The 24,248-nt window shown below is 59.6% G+C and carries 22 protein-coding genes; 14 read left to right on the top strand and 8 right to left on the bottom strand.

Going from position 1 to position 24,248, the window contains the following annotated elements; genetic code table 11:
- The first annotated feature begins 5 nt into the window (after positions 1 to 5).
- Positions 6 to 1,850, top strand: coding sequence for a M3 family oligoendopeptidase (locus OO25_RS17275; protein WP_040181492.1), 1,845 nt, complete (start codon positions 6 to 8; stop codon positions 1,848 to 1,850).
- A 70-nt stretch (positions 1,851 to 1,920) separates the two neighbouring features.
- On the opposite strand, the gene OO25_RS17280 is transcribed toward OO25_RS17275, so the two are convergent.
- Complete coding sequence (locus tag OO25_RS17280; protein WP_040172442.1) at positions 1,921 to 2,190, bottom strand: DksA/TraR family C4-type zinc finger protein; 270 nt, start codon at positions 2,188 to 2,190, stop codon at positions 1,921 to 1,923.
- 252 nt (positions 2,191 to 2,442) lie between these two features.
- On the opposite strand from OO25_RS17280, the gene OO25_RS17285 reads away from it, so the two are divergent.
- Together OO25_RS17285 and OO25_RS17290 are read left to right on the top strand one after the other, a co-directional pair.
- Entirely contained in the window at positions 2,443 to 3,057 is a 615-nt protein-coding gene (locus tag OO25_RS17285) for a glutathione S-transferase family protein (RefSeq protein WP_040181494.1), read from the top strand.
- 51 nt (positions 3,058 to 3,108) lie between these two features.
- On the top strand, positions 3,109 to 3,705 hold the full coding sequence (locus tag OO25_RS17290) for an SDR family oxidoreductase (RefSeq protein ID WP_040181496.1): 597 nt from the start codon (positions 3,109 to 3,111) through the stop codon (positions 3,703 to 3,705).
- Positions 3,706 to 3,770: 65 nt separating this feature from the next.
- Here the strand turns inward: OO25_RS17290 and OO25_RS17295 are convergent, their stop codons facing one another.
- Positions 3,771 to 4,832 (bottom strand): ABC transporter ATP-binding protein, encoded by a 1,062-nt coding sequence (locus OO25_RS17295; protein WP_040181497.1) that lies wholly within the window; start codon positions 4,830 to 4,832, stop codon positions 3,771 to 3,773.
- Between the two features lie 18 nt (positions 4,833 to 4,850).
- The gene (locus OO25_RS17300) at positions 4,851 to 5,642 is read right to left on the bottom strand and encodes an IclR family transcriptional regulator (RefSeq protein ID WP_040172432.1); all 792 of its coding nucleotides are present in this window, start codon (positions 5,640 to 5,642) and stop codon (positions 4,851 to 4,853) included.
- A 134-nt stretch (positions 5,643 to 5,776) separates the two neighbouring features.
- On the opposite strand from OO25_RS17300, the gene OO25_RS17305 reads away from it, so the two are divergent.
- The 10 genes from OO25_RS17305 (at position 5,777) to OO25_RS17350 (ending at position 17,910) form a co-directional block, all read left to right on the top strand.
- On the top strand, positions 5,777 to 7,027 hold the full coding sequence (locus tag OO25_RS17305; RefSeq protein WP_040181499.1) for an ABC transporter substrate-binding protein: 1,251 nt from the start codon (positions 5,777 to 5,779) through the stop codon (positions 7,025 to 7,027).
- A gap of 155 nt (positions 7,028 to 7,182) precedes the next feature.
- Complete coding sequence (locus OO25_RS17310; RefSeq protein WP_175304840.1) at positions 7,183 to 8,121, top strand: carbohydrate ABC transporter permease; 939 nt, start codon at positions 7,183 to 7,185, stop codon at positions 8,119 to 8,121.
- Entirely contained in the window at positions 8,121 to 8,969 is an 849-nt protein-coding gene (locus OO25_RS17315) for a carbohydrate ABC transporter permease (RefSeq protein WP_040181501.1), read from the top strand. Before OO25_RS17310 ends, OO25_RS17315 begins: the two co-directional genes overlap by 1 nt.
- Entirely contained in the window at positions 8,966 to 11,065 is a 2,100-nt protein-coding gene (locus OO25_RS17320; protein WP_040181503.1) for an alpha-galactosidase, read from the top strand. The genes OO25_RS17315 and OO25_RS17320 overlap by 4 nt, the downstream gene beginning before the upstream one ends.
- Complete coding sequence (locus tag OO25_RS17325) at positions 11,062 to 12,777, top strand: IlvD/Edd family dehydratase (protein WP_040181505.1); 1,716 nt, start codon at positions 11,062 to 11,064, stop codon at positions 12,775 to 12,777. Before OO25_RS17320 ends, OO25_RS17325 begins: the two co-directional genes overlap by 4 nt.
- Positions 12,777 to 13,547, top strand: coding sequence for an SDR family NAD(P)-dependent oxidoreductase (locus tag OO25_RS17330; protein WP_040181507.1), 771 nt, complete (start codon positions 12,777 to 12,779; stop codon positions 13,545 to 13,547). The genes OO25_RS17325 and OO25_RS17330 overlap by 1 nt, the downstream gene beginning before the upstream one ends.
- Positions 13,544 to 14,512 carry a 2-dehydro-3-deoxygalactonokinase gene (locus tag OO25_RS17335; RefSeq protein WP_040181509.1) on the top strand — a complete coding sequence of 323 codons (969 nt, stop codon included), beginning with the start codon at positions 13,544 to 13,546 and terminating at the stop codon, positions 14,510 to 14,512. Before OO25_RS17330 ends, OO25_RS17335 begins: the two co-directional genes overlap by 4 nt.
- The gene (locus OO25_RS17340) at positions 14,509 to 15,120 is read left to right on the top strand and encodes a 2-dehydro-3-deoxy-6-phosphogalactonate aldolase (RefSeq protein WP_040181511.1); all 612 of its coding nucleotides are present in this window, start codon (positions 14,509 to 14,511) and stop codon (positions 15,118 to 15,120) included. The genes OO25_RS17335 and OO25_RS17340 overlap by 4 nt, the downstream gene beginning before the upstream one ends.
- Positions 15,110 to 15,982 carry an SMP-30/gluconolactonase/LRE family protein gene (locus OO25_RS17345; protein WP_040181513.1) on the top strand — a complete coding sequence of 291 codons (873 nt, stop codon included), beginning with the start codon at positions 15,110 to 15,112 and terminating at the stop codon, positions 15,980 to 15,982. Before OO25_RS17340 ends, OO25_RS17345 begins: the two co-directional genes overlap by 11 nt.
- An 8-nt stretch (positions 15,983 to 15,990) precedes the next feature.
- Positions 15,991 to 17,910, top strand: a complete 1,920-nt coding sequence (locus tag OO25_RS17350; protein WP_040181515.1) for a beta-galactosidase — start codon at positions 15,991 to 15,993, stop codon at positions 17,908 to 17,910.
- Between the two features lie 57 nt (positions 17,911 to 17,967).
- Here the strand turns inward: OO25_RS17350 and OO25_RS17355 are convergent, their stop codons facing one another.
- From OO25_RS17355 to OO25_RS17365, 3 genes are all read right to left on the bottom strand, one after another.
- Entirely contained in the window at positions 17,968 to 18,753 is a 786-nt protein-coding gene (locus OO25_RS17355; RefSeq protein ID WP_040172410.1) for an ATP-binding cassette domain-containing protein, read from the bottom strand.
- A 1-nt stretch (position 18,754) separates the two neighbouring features.
- Complete coding sequence (locus OO25_RS17360) at positions 18,755 to 19,876, bottom strand: ABC transporter permease (protein ID WP_040172408.1); 1,122 nt, start codon at positions 19,874 to 19,876, stop codon at positions 18,755 to 18,757.
- Between the two features lie 62 nt (positions 19,877 to 19,938).
- The gene (locus OO25_RS17365) at positions 19,939 to 20,889 is read right to left on the bottom strand and encodes a sugar ABC transporter substrate-binding protein (protein WP_040172405.1); all 951 of its coding nucleotides are present in this window, start codon (positions 20,887 to 20,889) and stop codon (positions 19,939 to 19,941) included.
- Positions 20,890 to 21,114: 225 nt separating this feature from the next.
- Between OO25_RS17365 and OO25_RS17370 the strand changes: the two genes are divergently transcribed.
- Positions 21,115 to 22,116: a LacI family DNA-binding transcriptional regulator gene (locus tag OO25_RS17370; RefSeq protein ID WP_040181517.1), complete on the top strand. Its 1,002-nt coding sequence runs from the start codon at positions 21,115 to 21,117 to the stop codon at positions 22,114 to 22,116.
- A 66-nt stretch (positions 22,117 to 22,182) separates the two neighbouring features.
- Here OO25_RS17370 and OO25_RS17375 read toward each other — a convergent pair whose 3' ends face one another.
- Positions 22,183 to 23,340, bottom strand: coding sequence for a Gfo/Idh/MocA family protein (locus OO25_RS17375; protein ID WP_040172399.1), 1,158 nt, complete (start codon positions 23,338 to 23,340; stop codon positions 22,183 to 22,185).
- A gap of 11 nt (positions 23,341 to 23,351) precedes the next feature.
- On the bottom strand, positions 23,352 to 24,245 hold the full coding sequence (locus tag OO25_RS17380) for a sugar phosphate isomerase/epimerase (protein ID WP_040181519.1): 894 nt from the start codon (positions 24,243 to 24,245) through the stop codon (positions 23,352 to 23,354).
- Positions 24,246 to 24,248: the final 3 nt, after the last annotated feature.

Consider the following 24,248-nt stretch of genomic DNA (forward strand, 5'->3'; position numbering starts at 1 on the left):
CCCTGATGATCAACGCTCCCTTCCTTGACCGCGACCTGATGCGAGACGTCAACGCCAATGCCGCAGGTGGGGCCGGGCCGGACGGGCTGGGCAATCTGCCCGAATGGGACCTCAGCGATCTCTACACCTCCGAGGATGCGTCTGAGCTGGACCGGGATCTGGCCTGGCTGGAAGAGGAATGCGCAAGCTTCGCGGCTGATTACGAGGGCAAGCTTGCTGATCTGGATGCTGATGGCCTGCTCAATTGTGTCCTGCGCAATGAAAAGATCAACGCGATTGCTGGCCGGATCATGTCCTTTGCCGGATTGCGGTATTACCAGCTGACCACCGATGCGGGTCGCGCGAAGTTCATGTCCGACATGCAGGAGAAGATCACCATCTTCACCACGCCGCTGGTGTTCTTCACGCTGGAGATCAACCGGCTTGAGGACGCCGTGCTGGACGGCCACTTCGCCGCCAACAGCGATCTGGCCCGCTACAAACCGATCTTTGACCGGATCCGCGCGATGAAGCCTTATCAGCTGTCGGATGAGCTGGAGAAATTCCTGCATGACCTGGGCGTTGTGGGCGATGCCTGGGAGCGGCTGTTTGACGAGACGATTGCCGGTCTGACCTTCACCGTGAATGGCGAAGAACTGAACATCGAGGGCACGCTCAACCTCTTGACCGAGCAGGATCGCAGCAAGCGCGAGGCCGCAGCGCGGGAGTTGGCGCGGGTCTTCTCCGACAACATCAAGATCTTCGCCCGCGTCCACAACACCCAAGCCAAGGAAAAGGAAATCCTCGACCGCTGGCGCGGGATGCCGTCGCCGCAAATGGGGCGCCACCTCTCCAACCACGTCGAGCCGGAGGTCGTGGAGGCGCTGCGCGAAGCCGTTGTTGCCGCCTATCCCAAGCTGTCGCACCGCTATTATGAGCTGAAGCGCAAATGGCTCGGTCTGGACCGCATGCAGGTCTGGGACCGCAATGCACCGCTGCCGATGGAAACCTCGCGCACCGTCAACTGGGACGAAGCCCGCAAAATGGTGATGGACGCCTATAGCGCCTTTGACCCACGAATGGGCGATCTGGCCGAGCCGTTTTTTGACAAGGGCTGGATCGATGCCGCCGTGAAACCGGGCAAGGCGCCCGGCGCCTTTGCGCACCCGACGGTGACCGACGTACACCCCTATGTGATGCTGAACTACCTGGGCAAACCGCGCGACGTGATGACCCTCGCGCATGAGCTGGGCCACGGTGTGCATCAGGTGCTGGCGGCGGATCAGGGCGAGATGCTGTCATCGACACCGCTGACACTGGCCGAGACCGCCTCGGTCTTTGGCGAAATGCTGACCTTCCGCAAGATGCTGGAAAACGCCAAGGATAAGACCGAGCGTAAGATCCTGCTGGCAGGCAAGGTCGAGGATATGATCAACACGGTCGTGCGCCAGATCGCATTCTACGATTTCGAGTGCAAACTGCACGCCGCCCGTGCCGAGGGAGAGCTGACACCAGACGATATCAACGCGCTGTGGATGTCAGTGCAGGCCGAAAGCCTTGGCGAGGCCTTTGACTTCATGGAAGGTTACGAAACCTTCTGGACCTATGTGCCGCATTTTGTCCATTCCCCGTTCTACGTCTACGCCTATGCCTTTGGCGACGGGTTGGTGAATGCCCTCTATTCGGTCTATGCCGAGGGGGCTGAAGGATTTGAAGACAAGTATTTCGAGATGCTGAAGGCCGGTGGATCCAAGCACCACAAGGAGCTGCTTGCGCCCTTTGGCCTTGATGCGTCTGATCCCACATTCTGGGATAAGGGATTGAGCATGATCTCCGATATGATCGACGAGCTGGAGGCGATGGAGGACTGATCCTCACGCACATCACCGGACAAAGAAAGGGCGTGGTCAATCGGCTGCGCCCTTTGCTTTCTGTGGGCGGTTATTTGAGCTGACTGTCCTTGCTGCCACGCCGGTTGATACCACCCCGCGCGCTGTAGGCGCTGTCGCGATCCTGCTGGCACTCGATACAGAGCTTCACTCCCGGAATGGCCTTGCGACGCGGCTCCGGGATCGGTTCCTCGCAATCGGCACAATGGGTGAGGCTTTCGCCCATCGGCGCAGGCCGAGACTTAAGACGCGCTAGCTCGTCACTGATCGACGCCTCGATCTGCTCGCTCACTGCGCCATCGCGCGCCCATCCTCCAGCCATGGTCCATCTCCTCTCGTAAGGCTACATCGTACCACATCCGGTAGGCATTTGCTGCAACTGCCCCTGATGTGATGCGATCGCTATGGGTGAAACACCTGACTGGGCATGCTGGTTCCACTCTCAATTACTTCGCTGTGCAGCTGCGGCAGGCCTCAGGAACAAAATCGCGACCCCAACCGTTGGATACACAACGGCGGCAAAAATGGCCGCCGTTCCTTTTGCGATCGACACCCCTGTAAGGAGACGCCGCCCATGCTGACGATACATTGCCTCGCCTATTCGCGCGCAATCCGCCTGATCTGGCTGATGGAAGACCTGGGGCAACCCTACACTGTCGTCACCTATGACCGCACCGCGTCCTTCAGGGCGCCCGAAAGTCTCGCCAAGGTACATCCGCTGGGCAAATCCCCCGTGATCGAGGATGGCGACACCATGATCGCGGAATCCGCAACCTGCTTGCGCTACATTACCGACCGGTACGGAGATACGCATCATCATCCCTCTCCCGGCAGCGCAGAGGCGGTGCATCACGAGGAACTGCTCGACTATGTCGAAAGCTCCTTCGCCGAAGTTGCCATGGGCCTGCTGCTGCCTGCCCTGAAGGGTGAAGAGGCCACCGACGAGGCCAACCGTGCTATGGCTCAACACCTTGACTATCTTACCCAGAAGCTGCCCGAACAGGGGCTGCTGTTTGGCGACACCGCCACACTGGCAGATATCCAGTTTTCCTACATTCTCGCCAATTTGGCGGCTATCGGCGCGCTAGAGGACGCGCCTCGGGTGGCGCGCTATTGGGCCGATCTGCAGCAACAGCCCGGCTATCAAGCCACAGTGGCCAAGGTGGGGCCGATGGCGCCCTCGTTCTGAGCCGCCAGCTATCGATCACCAAAATCATTCACAGGAACTAAGGAGATCACCATGCAAGTTCTCGTAGCCGGCGCCACCGGCAATACTGGTCGCCGGGTCGTTGAAAAACTCCAGCGTCTCGGCCACCACCCAATCGCCCTGATCCGCGAAGGGTCCGACACAAGCACCTTGCCGCGCGGCACGACCACCCGACACGGAGACCTCACAGATCTGCCAGCGGCGGCCTGCGATGGGTGCGATAGCGTTGTTTTTGCAGCTGGGTCCGGCGGCGACACATCGGCGGAGATGACAGACAAAGTAGACCGTGACGGCGCAAAGGCCTTGATTGATCTGGCCAAACACGCAGGCGTCTCCAAATTTGTCATGCTCAGCTCCATCGGCGCGGATGATCCTGACCCAGACAGTGATCTTGCCCATTATCTGCAGGCCAAACATGACGCCGACGAACACCTGATGCGATCTGGCCTGGACTACGCAATCCTGCGTCCGGTCCGACTGACCGATGGCGAAGGAAATGGTGACATGCTGTTCGGTAACGAGGTGGATCCCGGAGGTGTCGCAGCGCGTGGTGATGTTGCTGCTGCGCTTGCCGAAGCGGTCAGCAACCCGGCATGGACAGGCAGGACCATGCGGATGCAGTCGCTGTAATCACAGAGGGTCGGCCGTGGGTTGCGAAATGCCCGGGGCGCTGAAGCTCCGGGTTTTTCTCCTTTTCATCGCAGGCGCTGTTCTGTTGCTTCATCAAAGACATAGGCATCCGCATCATCAAAGCCCAAGGCAACGGCCGTCCCCTCCGGCAAGGCTTCGTCACCACGGGTTTCAACGATTAGCTTTTCACCGGTTGGCGTGCTTAGATAGTCGTAGGACACACCGCCAAGTCGCTCCCTGAGGTCCAGAACCAAGCTGCTGTCCGCGGCTGTCACGCTCAGATGCTGCGGACGCAGACCCAACAGCACCTTGCTGCCATCTGCTGGCAAGGCCACTGAGGTCGCAACCCGACGGTTTTCAAGCGCAGGCACAACGACACCGTCACCCTGCACGGTCCCTTGCAGGAAGTTCATGCTGGGCGAGCCGATAAAGCCCGCCACAAAGCGATTATCAGGGTCTGCATAAAGCTCCATCGGGCTGCCGACCTGCTCCACACGTCCAGCGCGCAGCACCACGATCTTATCCGCCAGTGTCATCGCTTCGACCTGATCATGGGTCACATAGATCATCGTCGCGCCGATTTCCTTGTGCAGGCGCGCGATTTCAACACGCATGTCGACCCGTAGTTCGGCGTCAAGGTTGGACAGCGGTTCGTCGAACAGAAACACTTCAGGCCCCCGCACGATCGCACGGCCAATCGCAACCCGCTGACGCTGACCACCCGATAGGGCCTTGGGCTTGCGTTTGAGATAGTCGTCCAGCTTCAGGATCCGGCTGGCTTCGGCCACTTTCTCCCGGATCTTCTCCTTGGGTTGACCGTTCATCTTGAGGCCAAAGCCCATATTGTCCTCCACCGTCATATGCGGGTAAAGCGCATAGGACTGGAAGACCATCGCAACGCCGCGATCTGCCGCGTCAAGGCGGGTCACGTCCCGATCGCCGATATGAATATTACCGCTGCTGGTTTCTTCCAGCCCGGCAATCATCCGCAACAATGTCGATTTCCCGCAGCCCGAAGGACCAACGAAGACACAAAATTCGCCGTCGTCAATGCTGAGATCCACATCATGGATCACCTGCACATCTCCATATTTCTTGACGGCCTTGGCCAAAGTGACCCCTGTCATGCGTCTTCTCCCCTTGGGTTAACTTGGAAATTGCCAGGTCTCGGCAGCGGTTGCGATGTCCTTGGCCGTTTGCAGCAGCGCCGGGCGCAGGGCTGTCAGCCCCTCCAGCGACTGACGTTGCAGCGATGATGTGATCGACAGCCCGCCCATCACCTTGCCCGCCTCCGACAGGATCGGGGCGGCAATGCAGATGATACCCGGTTCATGCTCTTCCCGATCAAAGGCCACACCATCACGGCGGATCTCGGCAAGCTCGGCCAGCAGCGCCTCAGGAGTTGCAAGGGTGTGCGCGGTGTGGGCAAAAAACGCCTGCCTGCGAATGGCGTCGGCCTGTGCATCGGCTGACAGATGCGCAATCATGGCTTTGCCAACACCGGTGCAATAGCCCGGCCCGATCTTTCCAGCCTGGCTGAACATTTCAATCGGCGTTTCGGCATTGCGCTTGTCAACATAGAGCACCTGCCCACGATCAAGCTGCGCCAGATGAATGGTTTCCCCGACGTCTGCAGACAGTTGATCCAGATAGGGACGGGCCACAGGTGCCAATGCGCTTTGCCGCCACGCAGCATGGGCCAACCGCACCAACCGAAGGCCCGGCGCGTAGGTCTGATTGGTTTCGTCATAGGCCAACATCCCTTGATTGGTCAGTGTCTGGACCAGCCGGTACAGCGTTGCTTTCGGGTGGTCGGATGCGGCCAGCACCTCGCCAAACCGCATCGGGCGGCCAGCCTCGGCGATCTGATCCAGCACCGCCAGCGCCTTGCCGACGGTACCATCCGCCTCTCGTGATTGGGGCGCAGCTTTCGCCATCACTGTCCTTTCTCTGACCGAACCCAGCCGATGTAACTGTTGACATCCTTAGCCGAGCGCGTTCATAGTTTCAATAGTTGGAATTTGGTTCCACTATATGAAACCAAAGAACCTACGTCAACAGGGAGGACGTCATGAAGACTTTGAAAGGAACGGTTGCGGGTCTCGCTCTCAGCCTTGGCCTGGCCACTGCGGCACAGGCTGAATTGAGTGGCACGCTCAAGATTTTTTCGGACATGTCCAATCCTGCGCCCCGCGCAGTGATGGAGCAGATGGCGGAGGAATTCGACGCCATGCATCCCGATCTGTCAGTTGAACTGACCGTGATCGACCGCGAAGCCTATAAGACACAGATCCGCAACTTCCTGTCGGCGAATCCGCCCGATGTGGCCAACTGGTATGCCGCGAACCGTATGCGGCCCTACGTCTCCGCCGGCCTCTTCGAGGACATCAGTGATTTGTGGGCAGAACCTGACATCGCCGATGCGCTGGCCTCCACCAAAGGTGCGATGACGCTGGATGGCAAGCAATGGGGCGTGCCCTATACCTACTATCAGTGGGGCGTCTACTACCGCGAAGACATCTACAATGAGCTCGGTCTCGAAGAGCCCAAGGATTGGGAAACTTTCAAATCGAACTGCCAGAAGATCCTCGATTCGGGACGCAAGTGCTTCACCATCGGCACCAAGTTTCTGTGGACTGCGGGCGGTTGGTTTGACTACCTGAACATGCGCACAAACGGCTACGACTTCCATATGGCGCTGACCAACGGCGAAGTTGCCTGGACCGATGACCGCGTGAAGCAGACCTTCGCCAATTGGCGCGAGCTGATCGACATGGGCGCCTTCATCGACAACCATCAGTCCTACAGCTGGCAGGAAGCCCTACCGTTCATGGTCAAGGGCGAGGCCGCGGCCTATCTGATGGGCAATTTTGCCGTGGCGCCGCTGCGCGAAGCGGGCCTTGGCACGGATCAGCTGGACTTCTACCAGTTCCCCAGCATCAACCCCGATGTCGAGCTGGCAGAGGACGCACCAACGGACACCTTCCACATTCCGTCCGGCGCACAGAACAAGGAAGCCGCACGCGCCTTCCTGCGCTTTGTCGTGTCAGCTGACAATCAGACCAAAATCAACGGTGGCGCAGCCCTTGGTCAGTTGCCGGTCAACTCCGGCTCTTCGGTCGATGATGACGAGATGCTGAACCAGGGATTTGAGATGCTGTCGTCCAATTCCCCGGGTGGTATTGCCCAGTTTTTCGATCGCGATGCGCCTGCCGAAATGGCCTCGGTCGCGATGGAAGGGTTCCAGGAGTTCATGGTGTTCCCGGACAATCTGGATGACATCCTGAACCGGCTGGAGAAGGCACGCGAGCGGGTCTACTGATCAGCGCCATTTTCCCAAACAGCAAGGCCGACAGTCGCCGGCCTTGCCCTCCTCATGAGTTCCCGGCGCCCTGACACCAGATCGCCATCCGCCTGTCGGGATCCGTGATCAAACCACGCTACTGACGATAACAAGGGAGATTTCCCGTGGCCGAGATGAACCTCGCTCCAGAAACCGGATCGTCTGCCACCTCACCCGGTGTCAGTGACAGCTGGCTCAGGCGCAACCGGCAAGCCCTTGCGCCTTGGCTGTTTCTCGCACCCGGCGTGATCTTCTTTCTGTTTTATGTAATTTTCCCAATTCTGCAGAGCTTCAACCTATCGTTTTATCGCTGGGACGGTCTGGGTGACCCGCAGTTCATCGGGATGGAAAATTACCGGGAATTGATGGATGACCGCGCCTTTGAGGTCTCTCTCTGGAACAATCTCAAATGGCTGCTGCTTTACCTCCTTGCGATCCCGGCAGGCCTGTTCATCGCCTTGTTCCTCAATCAGACTGTGACAGGTATCCGCCTCTACAAATCATTGTTCTTCTTTCCGTTTGTGATCAGCCAAGTGGTTGTCGGGTTGGTGTTCAGCTGGTTCTATGACCCCACATTCGGCCTCCTTAATCAGGTGTTGGCCTGGGTCGGCCTTGGTCCGATCAATGTGCTGGGCGATCCGACGCTGGTGACCTATGGCATTATCATTGCCGGCCTCTGGCCCCAGACAGCCTATTGTATGATCCTCTACCTAACCGGCCTCAACGCGGTCGACCCCGAACAGGTCGAGGCGGCGCGTCTGGATGGTGCAAAAGGCGCCAAAATGCTGTGGTATGTGATCATCCCGCAGCTGCGTCCGGCGACCTTCGTGGCGTTTGTCGTAACCATCATCGGCGCGCTGCGCAGTTTTGACCTCATCTCCATCATGACCAACGGTGGCCCATTTGGCTCAAGCCGGGTGCTGTCGTTCTATATGTTTGAGAAGGCGCTGTCCGAATATGGCTTCCGCATGGGCTATGGCGCGGCCATTGCTGTGGTTCTGTTCCTGATCATGCTCTGCTTCATCGCCTATTTCCTGTGGTCCATGTACCAAGACGACAAAGGGGCCCGCTGATGTTTCCGAAACCCATTCAGAACAGCTCGCGCGCGTGGCAGACAACCTATCAGGCGCTGGTCCCGACAGCCCTTATCATGTGGCTGCTGCCACTGATCGCCGTGGCGATTTTCTCGATCAAGCCAGAGGCCGATTTTACTACCGGCAATTACTGGGGGGTGCCGTCATCCTTCGAAGGGATCAGCAATTATGGCCGGGTCTTCTTTGGTTCCGACATGCCGCGGTATTTGCTCAACTCTGTCCTGATCACCGTCCCTACCGTGATCGGCGCAGTCGCCCTGTCCTGCATGACGGGCTTTGCGCTTGGCGTGTATAAATTCCGCGGCAATCTGTTGCTGTTTTTTATGTTTGTGGCGGGCAACTTCGTCCCGTTTCAGATCCTGATGGTGCCGGTGCGCGATCTGACGCTGGACATGGGGCTTTACAACACGAAGACGGGTCTGGTGCTGTTTCACATTGCCTTTCAGACCGGCTTCTGCACGCTGTTCATGCGTAATTTCATCCGCGCCCTGCCCTATGAGCTGATAGAGGCGGCCCGCGTCGAAGGTGTCGCGGAATGGCGGATTTTCTGGTTCGTGGTCCTGCCGCTGATGAAGCCGGCAATTGCCGCGCTCAGTGTGCTGATCTTCACCTTCATCTGGAACGACTACTTCTGGGCGGTTGTTCTGACCCAAGGCGCCGAGAGCCAGCCTGTCACAGCAGGTATCACATCATTCAACGCGCAATACCGCGCGGCTTACCATCTGATGAGTGCGGGCAGCATTGTCGCGGCGCTGCCGCCGGTTGCGATGTTCTTCCTGATGCAGCGCCACTTTATCGCCGGTCTGACTCTGGGGGCCGTGAAGTGAGCACGATCACCGGTATCCGCTGTTGGGCGCTTCAGGATCAAAGGCAAAGCCTGATCCTCGCCGCCCATGGCACAGATTTGGCCGAGATCATCTACTGGGGGCCGCGCCTGCCGGATGGGACTGATCTGGAGATGCTTGTTGCCGCCGCGCGCATGGATGTGACGGGGGGCATGCTGGATGCCGTGCCGCCGCTGTCGATCTGCCCCGAGGCCCGGCGGACCTTTCCCGGACAGCCGGGTCTGTCGCTCACAGCCAGCACAGGCAAGGCGCTGCTGCCGCGCTTCGCGTTTGATCGAGCGGAAGAAAGCGACCTAAGCCTCATCCTACATTACCACGACACCGGCAACGGTCTTCGCTATCAGGCGATGTTTGAACTGACGCCCACAACCGGCATGATCCGTGCGCAGGCCTCGCTCGCCTCCGAACAGCCGATCAGCGTGAGCTGGCTCTCTGCACCAGTCTTTCCGGGACCTCAGAACAGTTACGAGATGATCGATTTTCATGGTCGCTGGATCGGGGAGTTTCAGACCAGCAGGACCCCATGGAGTGCCGGCGCACGGCTACGGGACAATCCCACCGGTCGCACCGGGCATGAATATTTTCCCGGCCTGATCGTGCCCTGCACAGGCGCCACAAACAGCCAAGGATCCGCCTACGCTTTTCACTACGGCTGGTCCGGAGGCCACAAAATGCTGGCTGAGGAACTGCCTGACGGACGGCGCCAGATCCAATGGGGGCACGCAACCGGCAGCCGCCGCACCCCCGGCATCAAATTTGAAACCGCGCCACTATATGCAGTGTTCTCGGATCAGGGGATAAACGGTTGCGCCGTTGCCTTTCAGCGCCACTTGCGCGACGATATCCTTCAGCCTCCTGCCCCTGCGCGCCCGCGCCCGGTGCATTACAACTGCTGGGAAGCGGTCTATTTCGACCACGACCACGCCACACTCTGCGATATTGCAAGCCGCGCCGCAGCATTGGGAGCAGAGCGGTTCGTGCTGGACGATGGTTGGTTCGGCAAACGCGATGACGATACCAGTTCGCTTGGCGACTGGACCATCGATGCGCGCAAATATCCCGATGGGCTGATGCCGCTGATCAACCACATTCATGCAGAAGGCATGACATTCGGCATCTGGTTTGAACCGGAAATGATCAACCCGGACAGCGATCTGTTTCACGCCCACCCCGACTGGGTTCTGGGGGACACGGATCAGGTCCTGGGCCGACAGCAGATGGTGCTGAATATCGCCCGACCAGAGGTTCAGGCCTATCTCTACGAACGCGTCTCAGCCGTACTTGCCGACCATCCCATCGACTATGTGAAATGGGATCACAATCGTGTGCTACCAGAGCCAGACAGCGCGCAGGCTGAGGCGATCTATGCACTTTTTGACCGGCTGCGGGCAGGCTTCCCCTCGGTGGAATTTGAGAGTTGTTCATCCGGTGGCGGGCGTATCGACTTTGGCATTCTGTCGCGCACCCATCGCGTCTGGCTCTCTGACAGCAACGACCCGTTGGAGCGGCTGCGGATCCAGCACGAAGCCGCGCTGTTCCTGCCCATGGTCGTGACGGGCAGTCACGTCGGGCCACGTCAGTGCCACACCTCCGGTCGCCTGACCGATATCCGCCTCCGCGCCTGGGCCGCCGCGCAGCGGCATATGGGCTTTGAAATGGACCCGCGAGAGCTGAGCGTGGATGAGGCCGAGGTCCTGCGCGATGTAACCAACTGGTGGAAGGACAACCGGCATTGGACCGAGCGGGCGGATATTCTGCGCCTCGACAGTGACGATCCGGCAGTGATCGCAGAGCTGCAACGCGCCGAGGATGGCAGTCGGTTTGTCGCCTTTGCCGGCCTCCCAGAAGCCAGTGCGCAGATCTTGCCCCGCCCGCTGCGCCTCGCTGGACTGGATGCGGATGCGACCTATGACATCCGCCTGCTGAACCGCGACGACGCCCCCGGCCTGTCGCGTGGCTCGCCACTCCTGAAAACCGAAAACGCCCGCCTTAGCGGTCAATATCTGATGCATCAAGGGATCACCCTGCCCTGGACCTTCCCACAGTCGATCTGGGTGATTGAAGGAACACGCCTATGACCAAAGACAGACGAAATCGCGCCTGGTACGGCAAACTGGACAAAGACGGATTTATCCACCGCAGCTGGATGAAAAATCAGGGGTTTCCCGATCACGCCTTTGACGGCCGTCCGATCATCGGGATTTGCAACACATGGTCCGAGCTAACGCCCTGCAACTCCGGCCTGCGCGATCTTGCCGAAGGGGTGAAGCGCGGCGTTTGGGAGGCGGGCGGGTTCCCTGTTGAATTCCCGGTGATGTCGCTGGGCGAAACCCAGATGAAGCCAACCGCGATGCTGTTCCGCAACCTCCTCGCGATGGATGTGGAGGAATCGATCAGGGCCTACGGCATCGATGGTGTTGTCCTGCTCGGCGGTTGTGACAAGACGACCCCCGGCCAGCTGATGGGGGCTGCCTCTGTTGATCTACCGGCCATCGTCGTCAGCTCCGGGCCGATGCTGAACGGCAAATGGCAGGGCAAGGATATCGGTTCCGGCACGGATGTATGGAAATTCTCCGAAGCGGTGCGTGCAGGAGAGATGACGCTACAGGACTTCATGGCGGCAGAATCAGGCATGAGCCGGTCCAAGGGCGTCTGCATGACAATGGGCACGGCCTCCACCATGGCGTCCCTTGTTGAGGCAATGGGGATGAGCCTGCCAACAAATGCTGCCCTGCCCGCAGTGGATGCGCGTCGCATGGCGCTGGCGCATCTGACCGGCAAGCGGATCGTCGAGATGGTCGAGGAGGATATCAAACCCTCCGACGTGCTGACCCGTGATGCCTTCATCAACGCGATCATGGCCAACGCGGCGGTTGGCGGCTCCACCAATGCGGTTGTTCACCTCCTGGCGCTGGCTGGCCGCGTTGGCGTTGAGCTATCGCTGGATGACTTCGGCCTTGGCAGTGACATCCCGCTCCTGGTCAACTGCATGCCCTCTGGCAAATACCTGATGGAAGATTTCTGCTATGCTGGCGGCATGCCGGTCGTGCTGAAACAACTGGCCGACAAGGGGCATTTGCGCAGTAACATCACTGTTCTGGGCGGCGATATCATGGCCTATGCTGACGGAGCTGAGTGTTTCAACGAAGACGTGATCAAGAGCTTTGATAACCCGGTAAAACCTGCAGCCGGCCTGCGTGTTCTGCGCGGCAATCTCGCGCCCAACGGTGCCATCGTCAAACCCTCAGCCGCCACCGATCATCTGCTGGAGCACGAAGGCATCGCCCATGTGTTTGAAACTATCGAAGACATGAAAGCCAACATTGACCGCGACGATCTGCCGGTCACCAAGGACAGCATTCTGGTGCTGAAAGGCGTTGGCCCCAAGGGTTATCCCGGCATGCCCGAGGTCGGCAATATGCCGATCCCGCGTAAACTGGTCCGCGAAGGGGTACGTGATATGATCCGCATTTCAGACGGCCGCATGTCCGGGACTGCCTTTGGTACCGTGATCTTGCATGTCTCGCCAGAGTCCCAGGCTGGCGGCCCCCTTGGTCTGGTACAGACCGGCGACCGGATCCGGGTCAGCGCCCAGAACGGTACGCTGGACCTTCTGGTCTCAGCTGAAGAGCTAACCGCGCGGCGGGAGGTCTGGCAGCCGGACCCGCCGCATTACACCCGCGGCTATGCAAAACTCTATGTCGACAGCGTGCTTCAGGCCGAAAAAGGCGCTGACCTTGATTTTCTCGTGGGCAAAGATACCCGCCCCGTCACTCGGGAGAGCCACTGATGAGCGATACCGCAATCTTTCCGGACCTGAAGGGCGCATCCGTTTTCATCACCGGCGGTGGCTCTGGCATCGGTGCCGCGCTGAGCGAAGGGTTTCTGCGGCAGGGCGCTAAGGTCGCCTTTGTCGGGCGCTCTGACGCCACCGACTTTGTCGAGCGCATGCAGGCCGAGACCGGAAACCGTCCCCTGTTCATCCAATGTGACATTACCGATATCCCTGCCCTGAAGTTCGCGATTGAGCAGGCGGCAGAGGCGCATGGCCCAATCACCACGCTGGTGAACAACGCCGCCAATGATCAGCGCCACGCTGCATTGGATGTGGACGAAGAGTTTTGGGACTGGGCGCAGGCGATCAATCTCAAGGCCTATTTCTTTGCCTGTCAGGCGGTATTGCCGGGGATGCAGGCCGCAGGTGGTGGCTCCATCATCAACTTCACCTCCATCAGCTACATGATGGGTAACAGCGGCTACCCTGCCTACACCACCGCAAATGCAGGCATAAATGGAATGACCCGGAGCCTCGCCCGCGAGTTCGGACCAGATCGCATACGGGTCAATGCCTTGGCGCCGGGATGGGTGCTCACGGATAAGCAGCTGGATCAATGGGCAACGCCAGAGGCACTTGCGGCCCATCTGGAACGCCAGTGCCTGAAGGACCATCTGGCCCCTCAGGACATTGTCGGCTCCACCTTGTTCTTGGCCTCTGCAACAAGCCGCATGATCACCGGCCAGACTCTGGTGGTGGACGGCGGGGTTGTGGTGACGGGATGACAGCTCCGCCCGACCTCTCTCCAGATAGAACGTCAGACACACCTGCACCTGCATGGATCGCGGCAGACTGGGGGACAAGCCAGTTGCGGCTTTGGGTGATGGATGCCCGAAATCAAGTGATCGCCCGCCTCACCTCTGACCGTGGCATGTCACGGCTGTGCCCACAGGACTATGAACCCACACTTCTGGACCTCTTGGGCGATCATCTCCCAACGGGCGAAGACAGCCCGCTCCCCGTTATCTGCTGCGGAATGGCAGGCTCGCGCCAAGGCTGGGCCGAGGCCCCCTATGCCAGCGCCCCCTGCCCGCCGCCAGGCATTGCCGAGGCCACCCAGCCGGCAATCACGGATCCACGCCTCGCGGTCTATTTGCTGCCTGGCATCAAAACCACGGATCCGGCTGATGTCATGCGCGGAGAGGAGACCCAAATCGCAGGGTTTCTTTCCCAAGGCAGCAATCATCAGGAAACCCAGGTCATCTGCCTGCCCGGCACCCACAGCAAATGGGTCAGGCTTGATCAGGGGCAGGTCACCAGTTTCTCCACCTTCATGACCGGTGAGATGTTTGCCCTGCTCCGGGGACAATCCGTGCTGCGACACTGCGTATCTGAGGAGGGTTGGGATGACGCCGCTTTTACCCAGGCCATCGCTGAGAGCCTCGCAGCTCCGGCTTCGATCTCGGCGCAGCTGTTTCGCCTGCGCGCAGATGCGTTGCTGACCGGCCAGCGACCAGAAACCGGTAGAGCCCGCCTGTCGGGCCTGTTGATCGGGGCCGAGCTTGCGGCGACCCAACACGACTGGTCCCGCCAACCTATCACCATACTGGGCACCGATACGCTGGCCCGCTGCTATGAGACAGCCCTGTCCGCGCTGGGATGCGTGCCCCAGCGCGTTGACGCCGAAACCCTGACCCTTGCCGGCCTCTCAGCCGCCTATGACCAATTGCAAAAGAGCCAAACCCCATGAGCCGAAATATTATCGCCATCCTGCGCGGCCTGCGTCCCGACGAGGCACGCCCGATGACCGATGCCCTGATTGCCGCAGGTATCACCAAGATCGAAGTCCCGCTGAATTCTCCTCAACCCTACGACAGCATCGCCGCCATGCTGGATCAGGCGAAGGGGCGCGCCACAGTCGGTGCAGGTACTGTGCTCGATACCAGTGCGGTTGCTCAGCTCTCAGCCATGGGGGCGCAGATGGTGGTGTCGCCCGACTGCAACCCGGATGTGATCCGCGCGACGAAAGCGGCAGGTCTGTTGTCCTATCCAGGGGTTTTTACCGCGTCAGAGTGTTTCTCTGCTCTCCGTGCCGGAGCGGATGGACTGAAATTCTTCCCCGCCTTCAAACTGGGACTGGACGGGTTTTCGGCGTTGAAGGCGGTATTGCCAATGGATGCTGAAACCTACGCTGTGGGCGGTGTCGGTCCTGACGACTTCTCAGCGTGGCAGAGGGCTGGCATAACCGGTTTCGGCATGGGGTCCTCTCTCTATAAACCCGGCCGCTCAGTCGAAGACGTCGCCCGTCTTGCGGCAGAAACCGTTGCGGCTTACGACGAGGCCTTTGATGGCAGATGACCCAAAAATCCATGCAGCGGCGGCTCAGGTCCTCAGCGAAACGCGCTGCACCCTTGGCGAAGGGCCGTTGTGGCACCCGACCCGCAAGCAACTGTTCTGGTTTGATATCCTCGAAAAGCGGCTGTTCAGCGTTGTTGGGGGAAAGGAGATCCATTGGCAGTTCGACGATTGCGTGTCCGCCGCTGGCTGGGTCGATGAAACAACACTGATCATGGCCAGCGCCAGCGCGCTCTGGCGGTTTGATATCGAAAGTGGCGCGCGGATCCATCTGGTAGATCTGGAGACAGATCAGCCGCTGACCCGCTCGAACGATGGTCGGGCAGACCCCTGGGGCGGGTTCTGGATCGGGACTATGGGCTATAAGGCTGAGTTCGGTCTGGGCGCGATCTATCGCTACTACCGGGGCGAGCTGCGCCAACTGATAACAAACCAGACCATCACCAATGCGATCTGTTTTGCCCCAGACAAATCCTGCGCCTATTTCACCGACACCAAGACGGGCAAGATCATGCGGCAGCCATTGGCAGCAGAGGATGGATGGCCGCTTGGCGAACCATCGGTGTTTATCGATCTTAGCGGCGAAGATTTCGGCCCCGATGGCGCCATAGTTGACACGGAAGGCCGGTTCTGGAACGCGCAGTGGGGGGCAGGCCGTGTCGCGGTCTACACCCCAACGGGAGAGCTGACAGCAATCTATCCGGTCCCGACCGCGCAGGCCTCCTGCCCAGCCCTGGGCGGGGAAGACCTGTCAGACTTGTTCATCACCACCGCCGCAGATGGGCTGAATGATCCGGCAGCGGGCAAGACCTACCGCATTCACACGACGGCCAAGGGCCAGCGCGAACACCGCGTCATTCTTTGAGGACCATCATGCAGCGCACGCTTGGAACCTGCTATTATCCCGAACACTGGCCTGAATACATCTGGCAGGGGGACGCCGCACGCATGGTCGCGGCGGGGCTCACCTGGGTCCGCATTGGCGAATTTTCCTGGTCTCGGATCGAGCCTACCCGCGGTGATCTGCAATGGGACTGGCTGGACCGGGCCATCGACACTTTGGTCGCGGCCGGATTGAAGGTGGTACTGGGCACCCCGACCGCAACGCCGCCGCGCTGGATGGTGGACCGCCACCCTGACATGTTTGCGCTGGATGCTGATGGCAAATCGCGCGGCTTCGGTTCGCGTCGCCACTATTGCTTCAGCCACCAGGGATACCGCGCAGAGGCCCGGCGGATCGTCACACTGATGGCGGAGCGCTATGGACCCGGCGAGCGCATCGCCGCCTGGCAGACGGACAATGAATACGGCTGCCACGAGACCACGATCAGCTACTCTGACGCAGCCCGTGTGGCATTCGTGCGGTGGCTGGAAGAGCGGTACGACGGTAACATTTGCGCGCTGAACAGCGCTTGGGGAAATGTGTTCTGGTCGATGGAGTATGATCGTTTTGACCAGATCGGGCTCCCGAACCTCACCGTGACCGAACCGAACCCGGCCCATATGCAGGCGTTCCGACGGTTTTCATCAGACCAGGTTGTCAGCTTCAACCGCGATCAGGTGGAGATCCTGCGCGCTCATTCCGACGCGCCGATTGCGCATAATTACATGGGACGGGTGACCGACTTTGACCATTACAAGGTCGGAGAGGATCTGGAGATCGCCAGCTGGGACAGCTACCCTTTGGGCTTTCTTGAGGACCGGGTTGGTGCCAGCGCAGCAGATCAGCGCCGATATGCGCGACAGGGTGACCCGGATTTTCAGGCCTTTCACCATGACCTCTACCGTGCTGTGGGGCGCGGGCGTTGGTGGGTGATGGAACAGCAACCCGGCCCGGTGAACTGGGCGCCCTACAATCCTGCGCCCCTGCCCGGCATGGTGCGATTCTGGACCTGGGAGGCCTTTGCCCATGGCGCGGAGGCAGTTTGCTATTTCCGCTGGCGGCAGGCGCCTTTTGCGCAGGAGCAACTCCATGCTGGGTTGCTGCGTCCCGATAGTGCAGAGACCCCCGCCATCTCCGAGGCACGTCAGGTGGCTGAGGAATTAGCAAACGCGGGTGAGATTGAGCCATCGCAGGCTCCTGTCGCGCTGATCTTCGATTATGACGCCGAATGGGCCTGGCAGGTGCAGCCGCATGGTCAAGGTCTGAGCTACTTCGACCTTGTGCTGGATCACTACCGTGCCCTGCGTCGCGCGGGTCTGTCTGTTGACATCATCCCGCCAACCCGAAGTGATTTCACCGGATACGAGTTGATCCTTGCCCCCGGCCTGATGCACCTCCCGGATGACCTGCGAAAGGCACTGGCCGAGGCGGCAGGTCTGCGTCTTTATGGTCCGCGTACAGCGGCACGGGATGAGGATTTCAAGATCCCAACCGCCCCGTTGCCGCCCGCTCTTCAGGGGCTGGATGTGGTCATCGCAGCGGTCGAAAGCCTCCGACCGGATATGCCGCTGCCACTCGCAAACGGCGATGGCGCGGTTGTCGGCTATCTGGAAACGCTGGAGGGTGAGGCGGATGTTCTGATCGAAACCTCAACCGGTCATGCGGTCGCTGTCGCTGCGGAAAATCAGATCTATTGTGCCGGCTGGCTGGATCCGGCGGGCCTGGACCGCTTGGTCACAACGCTCTGCGCCCGCGCGGGCGTGACCATCCGCAAGATGCCCGAGGGTGTGCGTATGCGCCAGACCGCGACGGAGGAATTCTGGTTCAACCATCTCGCCAAGCCGGTAGAGACCGAGGTCGGCACGCTCCCGCCCGCAGGTGTTCTGCGCAGGGCACGCCAAGAGGTCTAAAACAAAAGCCGCCGGAGACTACCCCGGCGGCTTTTTTTAAATGAATCTGGTATCGCCTCAGACTGTGCCGCCAAGGCTTCCCTCAAGCGTTGCCAGCTCCTGCCCGCCTGCCATCAAATCCTGCAGCTCCTCAGCGGAGATTTCGCCGCGCTCTGCCGTCCCGAGGGTCTGGCCGCGGTTCAGCACCGTGAACCGATCGCCAACGGCCAGGGCATGACGCACGTTGTGGGTGATGAACACCACGGCCACCCCCTGCTTGCGTACCTTGTCGATGGTGGCAAGCACATTGGCGGTCTGGCGCACACCCAGTGCCGATGTCGGCTCATCCAGGATCAGCACCTTGGCGCCGAAATGCACCGCACGGGCGATGGCTACGGTCTGACGTTCCCCCCCCGACAGGGTGCCAACAGCCTGATCCGGCCCACGCAGGTTGATACCCATCTTGCGCATCTCTTCCATGGTGATGCGATTGGCATAGTCATGATCAAACAGCTTTAGCGGACCGATCTTACGGATCGGCTCATTCCCCATGAAAAAGTTGCGGCTGACCGACATCAGCGGGATCATCGCGAGATGCTGATGCACAGTGGCAATCCCTGCGGCAATTGCATCACGAGGATCCGCAAAATGCAGCGGCTGACCTTCGAACAGGATGTCGCCCTTGGTGGGTTTATGCACCCCGGACATGGTTTTGATGAAGGTCGATTTCCCGGCGCCGTTGTCGCCAAGCAGGCAGTGGCATTCCCCAGGGAACACATCAACCGAGACACCGGCCAGCGCGATGACGCTGCCAAAGTGCTTTTCGATACCCTGCATGCGGATCAAGGGTTGAGACGTAGTCATATCAGCGCTCCCCTGTGATGACGCGGCGGATATAGGTGTTGAGGATGACCGCAAACAGCAGGATCAGACCGAGGAACACCCGGAACAGAGAGCTTTCAACCCCGGCAAAGAACAGCCCCTGCTGCACCACGCCAAAGATCAGCGCACCGAGCGCCGCCCCCAGAACCGAGCCATAGCCACCGGTTAGGAGCGCGCCACCAATCACCACCGCGATGATGGCTTCAAATTCTTTCAGCAAGCCACGATCCGACCCGGCGCCGCCAAACTCCATCACCTGACAGGTTGCAAAGACGGTCGCGCAGAAAGCTGTGAACATGAACATCAGGATTTTCACGCGGTTGACAGGCACCCCGGAGTTCCGCGCAGCCTCAGCGTCACCGCCCGCCGCAAAGATCCAGTTGCCAAACCGTGTTTTGGTCAGGATGACATGACCAACGATCACCAGCAGAATAGCCCAAACGATGAGCATGGGCAGCCCCTCGACCACCGGCTGCCCCTTGCGGGTGCCGCGTTCAAAAACGGCGATCCAACCGTTGTCGCCCAACCACTGGAACAGGCCGGTCAGAATTTTGCCTCCAAACAGCGCCGCCATCCAATCGCCCTCGGCGGCGTCAGCCACCCCGCCAATGATCGTCTTACGTTCAATGGTCTGCGGCAAATAGATTGCAAAGCCGCGCAGGATAAACAGGAACGCCAGCGTGACAATGAAGCTGGGCAGACCCGTGCGCACCACGATAAATCCATTCAGCGCACCGATGGCTGTGGCGATTGCGAAGGTCACCAGAATAGCCAACCAGACCGGCCAGCCCAGCGTTACGCTGAAAATGGCGATCAACATTCCCGCGAACCCGATCATGGACCCGACCGACAGGTCAAACTCGCCCGCAATCATCAGCAGGCAGGCCCCAACTGCGATGATCATGAACTGGGCGGAGATCTGGCTCCAGTTCATTACGCCCTGGCTGTTGAACATGCCGCTGTCACCGGCAAAAATAAGGAACATCGCGAATACGGTGATGGTGCCGATAATGCCGCCCAATTCGGGTCGGATCATGGCTTCGCGGAATTTCGAACGGGTTTTGATCCGCTCGTCTTCCGCAAATTGGGTAGGTGCGTCAGACATAGTGCTCTCTCTGAAATAAGGGGCGGCTGATGTGTCTCAGCCGCCCGCACTTGGGGAGATGATTACCGGTACTCGCCCGCGAACTCTTCGACCTTTTCCAGGCCGTCCTTGGTTACAAAACCAGGGCCAGAGTTGATGTTGTTGCCGGGCAGCACGCCGTAGCGGTGGTAGTTGGTCAGAACCACGACCGGCAGATAGGCCTGCAGGAACGGTTGCTGATCAATCCCCCAGTTGATGACACCGGCTTTCAGACCTTTGACGATTTCCTCACCCAGATCGAAGGTGCCGAAATAGATGTCTCCAGCCATGCCGTTTTCTTCCAGCGCCAGCAGGGTCGGATCCGCCGAGGTCGGGCCGAGTGTCAGAATCGCATCAGTTTCCGGGTTGGTGTTGAGATAGGCCAGAACGCGGTTCTTGATTTCCGCCGGATCCTGTCCGCTGTCGATCATCTGATCGCCGAGATCCACACCCAGCCCGTCGGCAAAGCCCTGACAGCGTTCTGTTGAAGATGGCGAACTGATGTAGTGGTTCACGCAAAGAAAGCTGCCGACACCGTCCGCTTTGGCGCGCATACCCGCCGCATGGCCTGCGTCATATTCTGGCTGACCAACATACATCAGGGCGCCGACTTCGCGGGCCTGATCCGGGGTGCCGGAGTTCATGATGATCACATCAACGCCGCTGTCCACGGCTGCTTTGATCGGGCCGGACAGCACATCATAGTCGGACAGGGTTGTGATGATGCCGTTGGGCCCTGAGGCCGCGGCCTGCTCAATGATCCGCGCCATATCGGCGAGGTCACCGGTCGGCGGGTTGCGGTATTCCACCTCCACGTTCATCTGCTCGCCCGCCAGGGCGATCCCGTTCTTGATGGTGTTCCACCAGCTGTCGCTGTCGGGGGCGTGGCTGACGAGGATGTATTTTTCACCCTCGGCAGAGGCTGTTGTTGCCAGCATCATCGGCGCCGCTGCAACCGTTGTTGCGAGCATAAATGTCTTGAAGATTGACGTCATTCTTTCCTCCCAAAGTTTTACCGTCACGATCGCGTCCGGGCGGTCCCATTCGCGTCGGGGATCAGAATAACCACGAATCGATTTTTTTTGCAACCGGTTGCAATTTGTGGCAGCATTTTTTCTGCTGAACTCGATTTGGATCCGCGATAGATAATCTGATCCGGTGCGCAGCCGGTTGCACAGGTGGATGGGCCCCAGATGGCCCGGACAAGAGGAAGACCAGGAATGGCTGTAACGTTAAAAGATGTGGCAGAACGGGCGCAGGTCTCACGATCAGCGGTGTCGCGCACATTCACCGATGGCGCATCCGTCTCCGAAAAGATGCGGCGCAAGGTCGAGAAGGCCGCGCAGGAGCTTGGCTACAGTCCAAACGCATTGGCCTCCTCTCTGACAACCGGACGCACCAAACTGATTGGCCTTGTCTCCAACAACTTTCACAACCCGATTTTCCTTGAGGTCTTCGATCGGTTTACGCGCCGCCTGCAGGATCGCGGCCTGCGGCCACTGCTGGTCAATCTCTCTGACGAAACCGATCCCGAAAACTCGGTCCGGATGTTGCGACAGTATTCCGTGGATGGTGTAGTCGTAGCCTCTTCGACTCTCCCGCCAGGCTTTGCCAAGGCATTTCGCGATGCGGGTGTGCCGGTGGTGCACAGTTTTGGCCGCTCGTCCTCCACCCCGCAGGTACATGTCGTGGGGATCGACAACGTCGAATGTGGCCGGATGGCTGCACGCACGCTTGTAGCCCGCGGATACAAAACGGTCGCTTTCATGGGTGGCCCGCAGACCGCTACCTCAACTCAGGACCGTTGCAAGGGCTTCACATCGGAGATGGAAACCCGTCCAGATGTCACAGCAACACATAGTTTCGCCGAGGATTACTCCTTCGAGGCGGGCCGCCGTGAAATGCTGCGCCTGCTTCGAGATGAACCGGCTGAGGCCTATTTCTGTGGTGATGACGTCTTGTCGATTGGGGCGCTTAGTGCGATCCGCGAAAAGGGCCTGCAGGTGCCGCAGGACATCGGGGTTATCGGCCTCAACGACATGGAGATGGCACGGTGGGAGAATATTGATCTCACCACCATCCACCAGCCGATTGAGCAGATCGTCAATTCTTCGATTGAACTGGTCACGGCGATGCTGGATGAACCTGATCGCTATCCAGAGGCCCGTATTTTCCCCTGTCATGTGGTAGAGCGCGGAACCCTGCGACCGCAAAAAACCTGAACCACCCGGCATCGAAGAAGGGCGCCAGAAAACCGACGCCCCTGCCCAGCTTCAGTTCAGGCTCAATCAACGAAACATAGGTGGGCGCGCATCCACCCAAGCCCCGTCTGTCGCGCCGCTCTCCGCGACTGCAAAAACCGCCGCCATGGAGCGTAACCCGTCTTCCGCACGCGGGTAGAGATCCGCGGCAGGATCGATTGGGCGCCCGGCCTTTTCAGCCCTAATCGCTTCTGCCAAATCACTGTAAATATTGGCAAAGGCCAGCGGCATCCCCTCGGCATGACCGATGGTTACACGACTGGTGCGATCTGCCTCGGGGCTGAGATTATCCTCGCCACGCTCAATCACCTGCAGCCGCTCACCGAGGGGCATCCAATAAAGCTGGTTTGGCTGCTCCTGCGACCAACGCAAGCCACCAGTCTCTCCAAACACCTGCAGAGTCAGCCCATGCTGGCGTCCGATCGCCACCGATGAAGTCCAGAGCCGCCCGACAGTCCCGCCGTCAAAGCGCATGTTCACCATGGCGTCATCTTCCAGAACCCGGCTCTCAATACAGCTGACCGTATCAGCTGACAGGCGTTCCACCTCCTGACCGATGACAAAACTCGCCATATGCAGCGCGTGAATACCACAATCCGCGAACTGGGCAGAGACCCCGGCCTGCGCGGGATCGTAGCGCCAACGCACCCGCGGATTGTCTGCATCAGCCGCGTCCGCATGGTGGCCGTGGGCGAATTCAGCCTTCACAAGCCGGATCTTGCCAAGGTCGCCGCGCGCCACCATTGCCTTCATATGACGGACCAGGGAATAGCCAGAATAGCCATAGTTCACGGCGCAAATCTTGCCCTTCGTCTTGGCGATCTTTACGATTTCCTCGCCTTCTTCCACAGTCATTGTCATCGGCTTTTCGCAGAGCACGTGAAAGCCAGCTTCCAGAAACCTCTTGGTGATCTCAAAGTGCGTGGCATTCGGGGTTGCGACAGTGACCAGATCAACCCGATCCGCGCGATTGCGCTCCCCCTCCAACATCTCCGTCCAGTCACCGTAGGCGCGATCCGCCGCAAGCCCCAGCCGCTGACCATAAGCACGCCCCTCTTCTGGGCGATGATCCAAGGCCGCCGCCGCGAAATCGAAGGCACCATCCAAGCCTGCGCCCAGACGATGAGCCGGTCCGATCTGGCTGCCTTCGCCGCCACCAATCATGCCCCATTTAAGTTTTGTCATGGTGCCGCTCCCTAGTTGAACCCGATAGATTCGAGGTATTCGCGATTGGCCCGCGCATCACCAACGGGGTCAGGATCCAGCGTCGGATCGCAATCCTGCTCCACCGTGCACCAGCCAGAAAACCCAGCATCAACAAGCAGTTGCCGAACGGCTGGGAAATCAACATCGCCCTCGCCAAGATTGCAGAAAATCCCCTGCCCACAGGCATCGTAGAAATTTGTCCGCTTGGCGATCACATCTGCCTTCACCTTGGGATCGATGTCCTTGAAGTGCATATAGCTGATACGATCCATATGCCGTTTCATGAAGGCAACCGGGTCAAATCCGGCATAGGAATGATGGCCAGTATCGAAACAGATCTTCAGGATCTTGTCGTCAACTTCATCCAGCAAACGCTCCAGCTCCGGCTCAAAATCCATGAACCCCGCGGCATGGGCGTGGATGCCGACGGTCAGACCGTATTCCTCGGTCCCGATCTGGGCCACTGTGGCCAGACGGTCGCGGAATGCCGACCATTCTGCTTGGCTCATCTGTTCAGCCTCAGACGCGCGCCCGGCAGTCGGCGCGCGGCGCGGCGAGATGGAATCGATCAGAACCAAATGTTCCGCGTCATGCGCCTTCAGCGCCTTGCAGGTGCGATGTGCCCCGTCCAGGACGTCGTCCCATTGATCAGGATCATGGAACGCCCGGAACACCACGCCGCCAATCAGTTCCAGATCATGCTCGGCCAGCGCATCCCGCAGAATTGCGGGATCTTCGGGCATGTAGCCCACAGGCCCCAACTCAATCCCCTTGTAGCCAGCTTCGGCGCAGTCCTTCAGAACGCTGCGCCAGTCCGGGTTACGGGGATCCTGTGCAAACTCTACCCCCCAGGAACATGGGGCATTGCCAATTCTGATCGTCATTTT

This window comes from Phaeobacter sp. S60, from assembly GCF_000826845.1.
Classification (GTDB): Bacteria; Pseudomonadota; Alphaproteobacteria; order Rhodobacterales; family Rhodobacteraceae; genus Phaeobacter; species Phaeobacter piscinae.

Excerpts from the sequence above, each read along its gene's own strand:
- OO25_RS17310 (WP_175304840.1), top strand. The coding sequence starts at position 7,183 with ATGAACCTCGCTCCAGAAACCGGATCGTCTGCCACCTCACCCGGTGTC.
- OO25_RS17325 (WP_040181505.1), top strand. The coding sequence starts at position 11,062 with ATGACCAAAGACAGACGAAATCGCGCCTGGTACGGCAAACTGGACAAA.
- OO25_RS17275 (WP_040181492.1), top strand. The coding sequence starts at position 6 with ATGATCAACGCTCCCTTCCTTGACCGCGACCTGATGCGAGACGTCAAC.
- OO25_RS17345 (WP_040181513.1), top strand. The coding sequence starts at position 15,110 with ATGGCAGATGACCCAAAAATCCATGCAGCGGCGGCTCAGGTCCTCAGC.
- OO25_RS17295 (WP_040181497.1), bottom strand. The coding sequence starts at position 4,832 with ATGACAGGGGTCACTTTGGCCAAGGCCGTCAAGAAATATGGAGATGTG.
- OO25_RS17355 (WP_040172410.1), bottom strand. The coding sequence starts at position 18,753 with ATGACTACGTCTCAACCCTTGATCCGCATGCAGGGTATCGAAAAGCAC.
- OO25_RS17285 (WP_040181494.1), top strand. The coding sequence starts at position 2,443 with ATGCTGACGATACATTGCCTCGCCTATTCGCGCGCAATCCGCCTGATC.
- OO25_RS17340 (WP_040181511.1), top strand. The coding sequence starts at position 14,509 with ATGAGCCGAAATATTATCGCCATCCTGCGCGGCCTGCGTCCCGACGAG.
- OO25_RS17280 (WP_040172442.1), bottom strand. The coding sequence starts at position 2,190 with ATGGCTGGAGGATGGGCGCGCGATGGCGCAGTGAGCGAGCAGATCGAG.
- OO25_RS17375 (WP_040172399.1), bottom strand. The coding sequence starts at position 23,340 with ATGACAAAACTTAAATGGGGCATGATTGGTGGCGGCGAAGGCAGCCAG.
- OO25_RS17290 (WP_040181496.1), top strand. The coding sequence starts at position 3,109 with ATGCAAGTTCTCGTAGCCGGCGCCACCGGCAATACTGGTCGCCGGGTC.
- OO25_RS17300 (WP_040172432.1), bottom strand. The coding sequence starts at position 5,642 with ATGGCGAAAGCTGCGCCCCAATCACGAGAGGCGGATGGTACCGTCGGC.
- OO25_RS17365 (WP_040172405.1), bottom strand. The coding sequence starts at position 20,889 with ATGACGTCAATCTTCAAGACATTTATGCTCGCAACAACGGTTGCAGCG.
- OO25_RS17330 (WP_040181507.1), top strand. The coding sequence starts at position 12,777 with ATGAGCGATACCGCAATCTTTCCGGACCTGAAGGGCGCATCCGTTTTC.
- OO25_RS17360 (WP_040172408.1), bottom strand. The coding sequence starts at position 19,876 with ATGTCTGACGCACCTACCCAATTTGCGGAAGACGAGCGGATCAAAACC.
- OO25_RS17380 (WP_040181519.1), bottom strand. The coding sequence starts at position 24,245 with ATGACGATCAGAATTGGCAATGCCCCATGTTCCTGGGGGGTAGAGTTT.
- OO25_RS17370 (WP_040181517.1), top strand. The coding sequence starts at position 21,115 with ATGGCTGTAACGTTAAAAGATGTGGCAGAACGGGCGCAGGTCTCACGA.
- OO25_RS17315 (WP_040181501.1), top strand. The coding sequence starts at position 8,121 with ATGTTTCCGAAACCCATTCAGAACAGCTCGCGCGCGTGGCAGACAACC.
- OO25_RS17335 (WP_040181509.1), top strand. The coding sequence starts at position 13,544 with ATGACAGCTCCGCCCGACCTCTCTCCAGATAGAACGTCAGACACACCT.
- OO25_RS17350 (WP_040181515.1), top strand. The coding sequence starts at position 15,991 with ATGCAGCGCACGCTTGGAACCTGCTATTATCCCGAACACTGGCCTGAA.
- OO25_RS17305 (WP_040181499.1), top strand. The coding sequence starts at position 5,777 with ATGAAGACTTTGAAAGGAACGGTTGCGGGTCTCGCTCTCAGCCTTGGC.